Here is a 10,848-nt window from a genome sequence, read left to right as displayed (position 1 = left end):
GCGCTGGGCTCAGCCGGGGCTGCGACCGCCGCGATGGCCGTCGCGACCCGCGCGTTCGCAGATAAGCGCCCCTTGGAGCTCGAGGCCGCCCAGTCGACTCTGACCGATCCGACTCCGACCGAGTCCCCACGACGTCCACAGCGCCCACGCGCCACAGAACGGCGTACAACTGGATCAAAGGAACGGTCAGAAGGCCAGCCACAGCTCCGCCTAGTGGGTCGGCGAGAGAATCGGTCGTCGACATAACCCCGAGGGTGACCGCATCACCAGTCACAATGGCAACGCTTAAGTTACTGAAAGGCAAATGATGGCCGAAAAGAACGCGCGGCGCGAAACCTCCCAGGCCGAAGCCGTCGCCCAGATCCGCGAAGGCGAGACGTTCGCGCTCAACCTGCCGGTTATCGGTCAGGTAGAGATTCCGCGACCCGAAGCGCTGGCCTATTACGGTGGCATAGCGGCTCTAGCTGCGTTCGAGCTCATCGACTGGCCAGTCGCCCTGGTCATCGCGGCTGGCCACCTGCTGGCCAGCAACCACCACAACAGGCTGCTCGAGGAGCTCGGCGAGGCCATCGAGGACGCGGAGTAGCGCCTCAGCTCGCGTCGTCCTGCAGCACTTGGCGTGCGGCCTCGACGTCGTGGTGGATCGGCATGCACATCAGCTCGGCCACCCGATACATGAAGCTGTTCGGCGCCAGAACAATGAGGATCGCATTGTCCGCGAGCAGGCGATCCAGAGCCGCGAACCCGGCACTGTCCAGATATCTGATGTTGCTCAACTGAAGGATGACCGGTCGTGCGCCCGGAAGTTCCTCCACCGATCGGGCGAATGCGCGGACGTTCGAGGCGTCGACCTCGCCGGTCACCGTCACCTCGGCGGGTGCTGACCCATCGCCGTTTTCTGCGACCTGCAGCTGAAATTCCGCGCTGCTCACGATTTCACGCCCTCCACCAGACCGGACTCGGGAAGAACCGCACGCTCAAAGCTCAGCGTGATTCGCGTGCCACCCGGAGTTCGCGACGTCTTCACGTCGTCGGCGAGGCCGTTGATCATCGTCAGCCCGCGGCCGCGCTGCAGGCTGCGTTGGCTGGCCGACGAATCGCCCGACCATTGACCGGCGTCGCTGATCGTCGCGGTGATCGTGTGACCGCGAACAAAGGCTTCGATGGAGACCGTCTTGGTGGCGTCGGCTCCGCTGCCGTGCTCGATCGCATTGGTCACCGCCTCCCCGATGGCCAACAAGATGTCGGATTCGCGCCGTGGGTCCACGTCGACGCCGGAAATCCAGTCGCGCAATCGATGTCGCGCCTCGGCGATGTAATCCAGCGAGGCGGGAACCGCGGTAGCGAAACTGCGGGCCGAGCTGTGGCACGGGCGCAGCGCCAACACCACGACGTCGTCGGTGTAACCGCCGGGCGGAGCCATCCGGTCCAGCAGCTCGTCGCACAGATCCCCGACCGGGAGATCGGCGCGGTATGCGGCCGCACCCTGAAGCCGGGCGAATCCCTCATCGAGCGTCTCTCCTGGCCGCTCGATCAGTCCGTCGGTGTAGAGCAGGATCAGGCTGCCCGGCGCCAACTCGTGGACGGCGGTGTTCTGTTTGAGCGGGCTTTCCCAGGCGGCCACCGGCACGCGCCGGCCGGCCGACAGGAACACCGGCGGTTGGTCCGGGGTCACGAGCAGCGGATAGGGATGTCCCGCACAGGAATAGCTGACGCGGGCAGTGCCGTCGCCGGTCTCCACATCGATCACCGCGTAGCTGACCGTGGCGCAGCGCGCACCCGGCACCGTCGCCGCGTATCGGTCCAACGAGGTCAGCACCGCCCCAGGGTCGGCGTCGGTGAGCGCGCTGGCCGCCACCGCCGCACGCAACCTGCTCATTGCGATCGCGGCGGGCAGGCCGTGCCCGACGACGTCGCCGACGGAGATCGCAACCCGGCCCTGATGTTCCAGCGGCACCACGAGATACCAGTCACCACCGACGCGCATCGACTCACCGCCCGGTTGGTAGACCGCTGCGACAACCGCCGCGGTCGACCCGTGGTCGAGATCGAGCAGATGATCCTGGAAGTCCACCGCGATCCGATGCTCCCGCTGAGCGTTGCGGATCCGGTCGGCTGTCGACTGGGTGATCTTGGCAATCTGTGCGGCCCAATCGAGTTCAGTGGGATCGAATTCTCGCGGTGTCGACCACAGCATGCCGAGCGAGCCGATGACCTTTCCGTCCAGACCGCGCAGTGGCTGGCTGATGCACGACCGCACCGCGTCGTGCGTTTCGGTCACCACATGCCCATAACGCGAGCCGAGACTGAGTGTGTCCGTGATGACCATCGGTTGACCGGTTCTGATGACGTCGACGGGCACGATCGGGGTGTCCATCGACGCGACGTGGTAGCGGTCGCGTATCTCGGCCGGTACCGCGGCGCTGTATTGGAATCGGAGGTTTGTGGATTCGGCGTCGAGCAACCCCAGACAGATGATCGGCGGATCACCGGAGGGGTATGCAGCACCCTGCAGCGCGTCGACGATCGCGGCACTGGACTCGGCGGCCTGCAGGGCCGCGTCGAGCTGCGCGAAATTCAAGGCCTCCTGCGCCCGGGCGTCGCTGAATCGCCGATTGGCGCGTTCGCGCGCGGCAGCCGACAGACGCGCCGTGACACGATCGATTAAATCCTGTGAGCTGAACGGTTTTGGCAGGTAGTCGTCGGCCCCGCCGGAGAAACCCTCGCTGACGGCTTCGGCGCCTGCCCGCGCGGACAGCATCACCACCGGAGTGGCCGCCAGCGCTGGGTCGGCGCGAATGGCAGCGACGAATTCAAAGCCGTTGAGACGCGGCATCATCACGTCGGTTACAACTACACTCGGGCGAAGTCTACGAGCGGTTTCGATGCCCTCTAGCCCGTCGGCAACGAGTACCGTTCGCCAATGCGCCGACAGCACTCGATCCAAATGCGTTCGCATATCGGCGTTGTCGTCGGCGATCAGTACCAACTCGCGCCCGTCGGATACGGGCGCGGCATCCTGCGACGACGTCGCCAACGGCGTCACCCACTGGTCCACCTCGACGACGTACGGGTTGTCCAGCAGCGCGGCGGGTGAATGGCCGACCGGCCTGCCCGCCACCGACCGCGGCAACCTGATGGTGACCGTGGTGCCGCGCTCGAGTTCACTGGCGAATTCGACACTTCCGTTTTGGAGCTCGACGAGCCCGCGCACCAGCGACAGCCCGATACCGGTGCCTTCGACGCTGCGCCCGTGCGCACTGTCGGCGCGAAAGAACCGCTCACCCAGTCGCTTCAGGTCGGCCTCGGCGATGCCTACGCCGGTGTCTCGAATCATGATGCGGCAGAACGACGAATCGCTGTGCACGGTGACCGTGATCGAGCCCGTCAGCGTGTACTTGACCGCGTTGGACAGCAAATTGAGCATGATGGTCTCCCACATGCCCGGATCTACGTCGGCCACCGCCGGCCGGCAATCCAGCACCAACTCGAGCCCGGCCCGCTGACACAGTTCGGAGAACGACGACGCGATCTCCGACGTCAACGCGCCGACATCGGTGCACAGCAAGGCGGCGGTCGCGCGCCCGGCTTCGATGCGGGAGAAGTCCAGCAGCGAATCAACCAGTCGTTGCAGGCGTCCCGCGTTGCGCCGTGCTGTGGTCAGCCGATTCGTCAGAGCGCTGTCCGAGCCACTGTCCGACAACGCATCGTCGAGCGGCCCCAACAGCAGTGTGAGCGGGGTACGGAACTCGTGGCTGACGTTCGTCAGGAATGCCGTCTTCGCGTGGTCGAGTTCGGCGAGCGCATCCGCCCGCTGCCGCTGCTGCTCGTAGGACACCGCGGACGCCATCGCCGAAGACAACTGGTCGGCGAGCAACTGGCAAAATCCGATGTACTGCTCGTCCAACGGGCAGAGCGGGTTGATTCCGACCAGCAGAGCCCCGGCCGCCGGGCCCTCGCCCAACGGCAGCACCAGCGCCAGGTCGGGACAATCGTCGGCCAATACATCGTGGATGCCGTCGATCCTTGCTGCCACGTTCTCGATGACCTGCGTCTCCGACCTCGTCCGCGGCACCCGCTCGGATTTGGTCAGGTTCGCCAACGTTCTCGGCAACAACGGCAGCACCGAGTGCGTCGCTCCGTGAAGGGTCACCTCGCCTGTCACGGGATCGCCGATGTAGGCCGCGACGAACGGCACATCGGCGGGTTGCTCGGCGCACACCTTGACCGTTGCATTGGCCGCATCGTCAATCGAGTTGGTATCCATCACAGCCGAGGCCACCGCGTTCAGTAGGTACAGCCGGCGCTCGCTCAGCACGCGTTCGGTGGTTTCGAAAGATGGACAGAAGATCCCGTAGGTCTTGCCGTCGTCGCCGATCAGCGGACTGTAGGTGAAGGTGAAATATCTTTCCCGACGGCGGCCCGCAGTCACCATCGGCAGCATCAGGTCGTGCGACCAGGTTGCTTCGCCGGTCGCGATCACGCTGGCGAGCATCGGGCTGATCGGCTCCCAGATGTCCCACCAGGCGTACTGGCCCCGTTGACCCAACGCCTCCGGGTGCCGGTCACCGAGGATTGCGATGTAGGCGTCGTTGTAGATCAGGAACAGATCCTCGGCACCCAGCCACAACACGATCGGAAAGCGCGATGTCAACACCACCGCGACCGCGGACCGCACTTCCGGCTGCCACGACTGCGGCGACCCGAGCGGATGAGCGGTCCAATCGAATTCAGCGAACCGCCGGCCCATTTGCCCACCGAGCGCCACAGCCGCGGCGAGGTCAGGTGGCAGAACCTTGGGATCGCGTGGCCAGCCGGGGCGTTGCTCTCCGCTCACGACCCCTGCTCGGAATTACGGCCTTCCAGTGCATCGGGCAACGTGGGATAGAGGTCCAGCAGGCTATCCAGGTTCGTCACCTCGATCGGGCGAACAACCAGGCCGTTATCGGCGACCAACCGAACGGACGTCCCAGCCCGCACACCTTGCTTGTGACAATCCAGCACAGCGTTCAGACCGGCACTGCCGAAATACGTCACGCCTTGCAAGTCGAGGATCAGCAATCGAGATTCTTGGCTTTCGGCCTGCTTCAGTGCCGACTTCAACTGCGACCGCAGCTGCTCGGCGGTGCTGGAATCGATCTCCCCGATGGCATGCACCAGCACGGCTTCTGGTCGAACCTCAGAGTCGACCACCAGCAAATCCATCGCGCTCACCCGCTTCGATGCACTCAATTCGTCAGCCTGGGACCACGGGTATTGGTCCAGACCCGCTGGACGGCAACGTCGCCCGGCCCTGCTGTCCACCGTCTGGTCGAGCCTATCTGGCAGCGCGCTTACGTGGTGGATTCATCCGGAATACGCTGATGCACTGTTAACAGCAGATGGTCGAAGATGGCTTGGGTCTCCGCCGACGGCGGGGGCAACGTGGCGTTTTCAGTGATGAGTTGCTTCGCCAACGAACGCAGCTTGGTGTTGGTCTCCTGCGATCGCCACCGCAGCACGCCGAAGGCCTGTTCGGGGCTGACCCGGTAGATCGCCATCAGCAGGCCCTTGGCCTGCTCGATCAGGGCGCGCGCCTCGAATAGGTCGGGCAAGGCCTCGTCGAGGGCCACCTGGCGGGTCTCGACGAAGGTCGCGGTGAGGTCGAGGTAGTAACCGACAGTACCGACCACTGCGCCAGTCTCGTCGGACATCCGGTCGGCCACCACGATCGCCTCGTGCACGGTACCGGCGGTGTCGACGAAGCGGTGACGGCTGGAGAACGAGCCCTGGGACAACAGTGCCCGGTCGAGCAGATCCTGGACATGACCGCGGTCGTCGGGATGCTTGTGCGAGAGCAGCAACTCCGTGGTGGGCTCGACCGTCCCGGGTTCGTAGCCGTGCATCCGGGCCAGCTGGTCCGACCACTCCCAGCGCTGACCGACGAACCAGAATCGGAAAGCCCCCACGCCCGGCTTCTCGTCGTCGACCGCCGGCCACCGGGCTGGCCAGGCATCGATCCCGATGCTTGTTCCGGCCACCTCCCGCACCCCACATATCCTTCCACCATGAACACGGCTTGCCTACCGATTAGGCACGACCTGATTGGGTGGGCAAGCCCTCGATCGGACCGTGAATTTCTGCACGCCTGTGCGCCGCCGCCCGGCTGCGCTAGCGTGGAAGCGCAATGGATACGCGGGAGCGCACGCCCGGTGCGCTGAGAGGACGGCTCGGGGCCGTCGACCGTAAGAACCTGATCGGGTAATGCCGACGTAGGGAGAGAGAAATGACCGATTTAGCAGTCGAACCGACCGTGACCACCGGCCCGATCGCCGGCAGTCAGAAGGTCTACCGGGACGTTGAGGTGTCCCCCGACGGGCCCGCCGGCAAGGTCCCGTTCCGCCGGGTCAATCTCTCCAACGGCGAACACCTCGACCTGTATGACACCTCCGGCCCCTACACCGACCTCGACGCGGCGATCGACGTGACGGCCGGCCTGCCGCCGCGCCCGGGTGTGGTTCGCGACCGTGGCACCCAGCTGCAGCGGGCCCGGGCCGGCGAGATCACCGCCGAGATGGCCTACATCGCTGCCCGCGAGCAGATGCCGGCCGAACTGGTTCGTGACGAGGTTGCCCTCGGTCGCGCGGTGATCCCGGCCAATCACAACCACCCCGAGAGCGAGCCGATGATCATCGGCAAGGCGTTCGCGGTGAAGGTCAACGCGAACATCGGCAACTCGGCGGTGACGTCGTCGATCGCCGAGGAGGTCGACAAGATGGTCTGGGCCACCCGCTGGGGCGCCGACACCATCATGGACTTGTCCACCGGCAAAGACATTCACGCCACCCGCGAATGGATTCTGCGTAACTCACCGGTGCCGGTCGGCACCGTGCCGATCTATCAGGCGCTGGAGAAAGTCAACGGCGACCCGACGCTGCTGACGTGGGAGATGTACCGCGACACCGTGATCGAGCAGTGCGAGCAGGGCGTGGACTACATGACCGTGCACGCCGGGGTATTGCTGCGGTACGTGCCGCTGACCGCCAAGCGGGTGACCGGCATCGTGTCCCGTGGTGGTTCGATCATGGCCGCCTGGTGCCTGGCCCACCATCAGGAATCGTTCCTGTACACCAACTTTGAAGAACTGTGCGACATCTTCGCCCAGTACGACGTGACGTTCTCACTCGGCGACGGACTGCGGCCCGGATCGATCGCCGACGCCAACGACGCCGCGCAGTTCGCCGAGCTGCGTACCCTGGGCGAGCTCACCAAAATCGCGAAAGCCCATGGTGCGCAGGTGATGATCGAAGGCCCGGGCCACGTGCCGATGCACAAGATCGTCGAGAACGTACGGCTGGAAGAGGAGCTGTGCGAAGAGGCCCCCTTCTACACGCTGGGGCCGCTGACCACCGACATCGCACCGGCGTACGACCACATCACGTCGGCGATCGGCGCGGCGATCATCGCGCAGGCCGGAACGGCGATGCTGTGCTACGTCACGCCCAAAGAGCACCTCGGCCTGCCCGACCGCAAGGACGTCAAGGACGGCGTGATCGCCTACAAGATCGCCGCCCACGCCGGCGATCTGGCCAAGGGGCATCCGCACGCACAAGAGCGCGACAACGCATTGTCGCAGGCGCGCTTCGAGTTCCGGTGGCACGACCAGTTCGCACTGTCGCTGGATCCCGACACCGCGCGGGAGTATCACGACGAGACGCTGCCGGCCGAGCCGGCCAAGACCGCCCACTTCTGCTCGATGTGCGGGCCGAAGTTCTGCTCGATGCGAATCACCCAGGACGTTCGGGAGTACGCAGCCAAGCATGGACTCGACAGCGAAGAAGCCATCGAGGCGGCTATGGCGGAGAAGTCGGTCGAGTTTGCCGAGCACGGCAACCGGGTGTATCTGCCGCTCGCCCAGTGAGTTACCTTCCGCTGGCGCCGTCGGGTACGACGCCACTGCGGGTGCTGACGATCGCCGGATCGGACTCCGGTGGGGGCGCGGGGGTTCAGGCCGACATCCGCACCTGCACGCTGTTGGGCGTGCACACGCTCTGCGCGATAACTGCGGTGACAGTGCAGAACTCGATGGGCGTAAAGGGCTTTCACAAAACTCCGACTGAGGTGGTCGCCGCTCAAATCGCGGCGGTGTGCGACGATATTGGACTGCATGCCGCGAAGACCGGGATGCTCGCGTCGGCCGAGATCATCGACGCGGTCGCGCAGAGTTGGTGCGAGCACGGTGCCGGTGTGCCACTGGTGGTCGACCCTGTCGCCGCATCGATGCACGGCGATCCGCTGCTCGACGATGCCGCACTGAATTCCCTTCGGTCCGAACTGTTTCCACTGGCGACATTGGTGACACCTAATCTGCACGAGGTACGACTTCTGGTCGGTATCGACGTCGTCGATCCGAAGACTCAGGCCGATGCGGCCCGCGCCCTGCACGTGCTGGGGCCGAAATGGGTAATGGTCAAGGGCGGACACCTGCAAGGGTCGGCCCGAAGCACTGATTTATTGTTCGACGGCAACGACTTTCACGAATTCGCTGCACCGCGGGTTGATACCACTAACGACCACGGCGCGGGCGACACATTAGCCGCCGCGACGGCCTGCGCGCTGGCGCACGGTTACCCGGTGCTCGACGCGGTCTCGTTCGGCAAAGGCTGGGTCACCGAATGTCTGCGGACTGCCTATCCACTCGGACACGGCCACGGTCCGGTGTCTCCGTTGTTCAGGCTGCACTCGTGATCGACCTCGAACAGATCGCGGGCGTCGCCCACGAACCAGAAGAGACGCCGGCCGGTGTGGTGGTGCTGACGCACGGTGCCGGCGGCAGCAGAGAATCGCCGCTGCTGCAAAGACTTTGCGACGAGTGGGCCCGACGCGGCTGGCTTGCCGTCCGCTACAACCTGCCCTACCGGCGAAGACGACCCAAGGGTCCGCCGTCGGGTTCGGCGGCCACCGATCGCGTCGGCATTGTCGAGGCCATCACCGTCTGCCGCGGCCTGGCCGACGGTCCGCTGATCGCCGGCGGCCATTCCTATGGCGGTCGGATGACGTCGATGGTGGTGGCCGACAAAGTTGCGCATGTCGACGTGCTGACGTTGTTCTCTTATCCGGTGCATCCACCGGGCAAGCCGGAACGGGCCCGCACCGAACATCTGCCCGACATCGCCGTGCCGACAGTGTTCACCCACGGCACATCGGATCCGTTCGGCACTCCGGATGAGGTGCGCAGCGCCGCGGCGCTGATTCCCGGGCCGACGCAGATCGTCGAGATCGCCGGTGCGCGACACGATCTGGGCTCCAAGACGCTCGACGTGCCCGGCTTGGCGGTGGCCGCGGCGCTGCGACTGCTTGGCCGCGGGTAAGTCATCAGGCCGGGCGGCGGCTGCGCTTTCGCACAATGCCGGCCGCGACGTCGGCAAGCTTGACGTTGGTCTCCTGCGATGTTCGGCGCAGCATGCCGAAGGCGTCCTCGTCCGACGCGTCGTTCAGCACCATCACCATGCCGATGGCTTTGCCGATCGCGCGGCTGCTGGCGAGTCCGCGGCGCAGCGAGGCGGCGTCTTCGCTCCGCGCCGCGGCATTCGTGGCGATCGTGGCGAACGCGCCCAACACCAGCGCACACTCGACTGATCGCTCGTCGAGGGCATTGGCTCGATCGGAGAAAAGGTTGAGTGCGCCGGCCCGGGCCCGGTCTACCGGCAGCCGAACGCTCAGCGCGCCACGCACCGGTGTCTCAGCGAGCACCCGGTTCGCCAACGACGGCCACCGACTATCCGCGGTCAGGTCGGTCTGAATTTGAGCGGTGGACTCTTCGATCGCGTCCAGGCACGGGCCGCTACCAATTGCCAACTCCAGCTCGTCGATCCGGCGCGCGATTGGGTCGCTCACGGCGGCCGTGCTGTACACGCCGTCACGGCAGATCATCAGGCTGGCATGGTCGCATCCGGGGACTATCAATGTTGCCGCGACACATATCGCGGGGTACATCTCTTTCGGCGTTGCGGCTTCTCGGGCGATCTCAGCTAAGGACGCGAAGACGCCTGACGGGTCGACGGTCGACACCGCAACCTCCTGTTTCGGGCGAATTCCAATGGGTGGCAACGGGACCGCCTACTTCGCAGCCCGTTGCCACCCATCGCGGCGTCAGGCGTTGATTATCTCGTGCTTGGTGGCTTTGTCGTTGACGGTTCGGTGCGCGTCGCCACGACCGATCGTGATCTTGCGTGGCTTGGCTCTCTCTGCCACCGGAATACGGAGCCGAAGCACGCCCTCCTGATAGGAGGCTTCGATGCGGTCGGTGTCGAGATTCTCACCGAGAACTAGCTGGCGGCTGAATATTCCGCGTGGCCGCTCAGTGGCGAGCATCTCGCGATTCGGATCGACGGCCGGACGTTCGGCACGAACAGTCACGACGTTGCGTTCGATGTCGAGGTCCAGCGAGTCCTGGTTGATGCCAGGTAAGTCGAACTCGACGAAGAACGCATCGCCTTCACGCCACGCGTCCATCGGCATCACGGCTGGACGAGCGGCCGTGCCCAGCGCCTGCTGGGTGAAACGGTCCAGCTCGCGGAATGGGTCGGTACGCATCAGCATGGTGGTCACCCCTGCCTCTCCAATCTCCTGTGTGTGTCATCCACAATCTGTGCCTTGCAACACAGATTTTATATAGCACGCAGAAAATTAAGTCGCAAGTGTGCTAGAAAGGTTTCCTACAGTCGTAGCCAAGGATGACTTTGACGAACGATCGACCTGATACGCAGCACCAGCCTGCCGGTAGCCACGGCGTGTACGGCATTTCGGTAGCCGCTGAACTTTCCGGCATTCCAGTGCAGTCGTTACGGCTCTACGAGAGTCACGGCC

The 10,848-nt window shown here is 65.0% G+C and carries 11 protein-coding genes, 1 pseudogene and 1 riboswitch; of the genes and pseudogenes, 5 read left to right on the top strand and 7 right to left on the bottom strand.

What is annotated here, in order from left to right; genetic code table 11:
* Positions 1 to 244: Rv1535 domain-containing protein (locus WAN02_RS17175; protein ID WP_422265426.1), on the bottom strand; the 244-nt coding region annotated here is incomplete at its 3' end.
* Between the two features lie 63 nt (positions 245 to 307).
* Between WAN02_RS17175 and WAN02_RS17170 the strand changes: the two genes are divergently transcribed.
* Positions 308 to 586, top strand: a complete 279-nt coding sequence (locus WAN02_RS17170; protein WP_422265430.1) for a hypothetical protein — start codon at positions 308 to 310, stop codon at positions 584 to 586.
* A gap of 4 nt (positions 587 to 590) precedes the next feature.
* Here the strand turns inward: WAN02_RS17170 and WAN02_RS17165 are convergent, their stop codons facing one another.
* The 4 genes from WAN02_RS17165 to WAN02_RS17150 all read right to left on the bottom strand — a co-directional run bounded on the left by WAN02_RS17165 (position 591) and on the right by WAN02_RS17150 (position 6,005).
* Positions 591 to 932, bottom strand: coding sequence for an STAS domain-containing protein (locus WAN02_RS17165; protein ID WP_422265424.1), 342 nt, complete (start codon positions 930 to 932; stop codon positions 591 to 593).
* Positions 929 to 4,837 carry a SpoIIE family protein phosphatase gene (locus WAN02_RS17160; RefSeq protein ID WP_422265422.1) on the bottom strand — a complete coding sequence of 1,303 codons (3,909 nt, stop codon included), beginning with the start codon at positions 4,835 to 4,837 and terminating at the stop codon, positions 929 to 931. The genes WAN02_RS17165 and WAN02_RS17160 overlap by 4 nt, the downstream gene beginning before the upstream one ends.
* Complete coding sequence (locus WAN02_RS17155) at positions 4,834 to 5,232, bottom strand: STAS domain-containing protein (RefSeq protein WP_422265421.1); 399 nt, start codon at positions 5,230 to 5,232, stop codon at positions 4,834 to 4,836. Before WAN02_RS17155 ends, WAN02_RS17160 begins: the two co-directional genes overlap by 4 nt.
* Before the next feature lie 101 nt (positions 5,233 to 5,333).
* On the bottom strand, positions 5,334 to 6,005 hold the full coding sequence (locus tag WAN02_RS17150; RefSeq protein ID WP_422265429.1) for a PAS and ANTAR domain-containing protein: 672 nt from the start codon (positions 6,003 to 6,005) through the stop codon (positions 5,334 to 5,336).
* 159 nt (positions 6,006 to 6,164) lie between these two features.
* A riboswitch (TPP riboswitch) is annotated at positions 6,165 to 6,275 on the top strand.
* Between WAN02_RS17150 and thiC the strand changes: the two genes are divergently transcribed.
* The 3 genes from thiC to WAN02_RS17135 all read left to right on the top strand — a co-directional run bounded on the left by thiC (position 6,266) and on the right by WAN02_RS17135 (position 9,350).
* On the top strand, positions 6,266 to 7,900 hold the full coding sequence (gene thiC / locus WAN02_RS17145; protein ID WP_422265420.1) for a phosphomethylpyrimidine synthase ThiC: 1,635 nt from the start codon (positions 6,266 to 6,268) through the stop codon (positions 7,898 to 7,900). (Overlaps the previous riboswitch by 10 nt.)
* On the top strand, positions 7,897 to 8,727 hold the full coding sequence (gene thiD / locus WAN02_RS17140) for a bifunctional hydroxymethylpyrimidine kinase/phosphomethylpyrimidine kinase (protein ID WP_422265419.1): 831 nt from the start codon (positions 7,897 to 7,899) through the stop codon (positions 8,725 to 8,727). The genes thiC and thiD overlap by 4 nt, the downstream gene beginning before the upstream one ends.
* On the top strand, positions 8,727 to 9,350 hold the full coding sequence (locus WAN02_RS17135) for an alpha/beta family hydrolase (protein WP_422265428.1): 624 nt from the start codon (positions 8,727 to 8,729) through the stop codon (positions 9,348 to 9,350). Before thiD ends, WAN02_RS17135 begins: the two co-directional genes overlap by 1 nt.
* Positions 9,351 to 9,354: 4 nt before the next feature.
* Here the strand turns inward: WAN02_RS17135 and WAN02_RS17130 are convergent, their stop codons facing one another.
* Positions 9,355 to 10,050, bottom strand: a complete 696-nt coding sequence (locus WAN02_RS17130; protein ID WP_422265418.1) for a GAF and ANTAR domain-containing protein — start codon at positions 10,048 to 10,050, stop codon at positions 9,355 to 9,357.
* An 81-nt stretch (positions 10,051 to 10,131) separates the two neighbouring features.
* Entirely contained in the window at positions 10,132 to 10,581 is a 450-nt protein-coding gene (locus tag WAN02_RS17125) for an Hsp20/alpha crystallin family protein (protein ID WP_422265427.1), read from the bottom strand.
* Positions 10,582 to 10,715: 134 nt separating this feature from the next.
* Here WAN02_RS17125 and WAN02_RS17120 point away from each other — a divergent pair.
* Positions 10,716 to 10,848, top strand: a pseudogene (locus WAN02_RS17120) (MerR family transcriptional regulator); the annotation flags it as partial.

Source organism: Mycobacterium sp. (genome assembly GCF_049281135.1).
Lineage (GTDB): Bacteria > Actinomycetota > Actinomycetes > Mycobacteriales > Mycobacteriaceae > Mycobacterium.
This window is presented reverse-complemented; position numbering and strand designations above follow the sequence as displayed.

What these genes read in the sequence shown, in the direction of transcription:
- WAN02_RS17170 (WP_422265430.1), top strand. Translation starts at nt 308, where the DNA reads ATGGCCGAAAAGAACGCGCGGCGCGAAACCTCCCAGGCCGAAGCCGTC.
- thiC (WP_422265420.1), top strand. Translation starts at nt 6,266, where the DNA reads ATGACCGATTTAGCAGTCGAACCGACCGTGACCACCGGCCCGATCGCC.
- WAN02_RS17125 (WP_422265427.1), bottom strand. Translation starts at nt 10,581, where the DNA reads ATGCTGATGCGTACCGACCCATTCCGCGAGCTGGACCGTTTCACCCAG.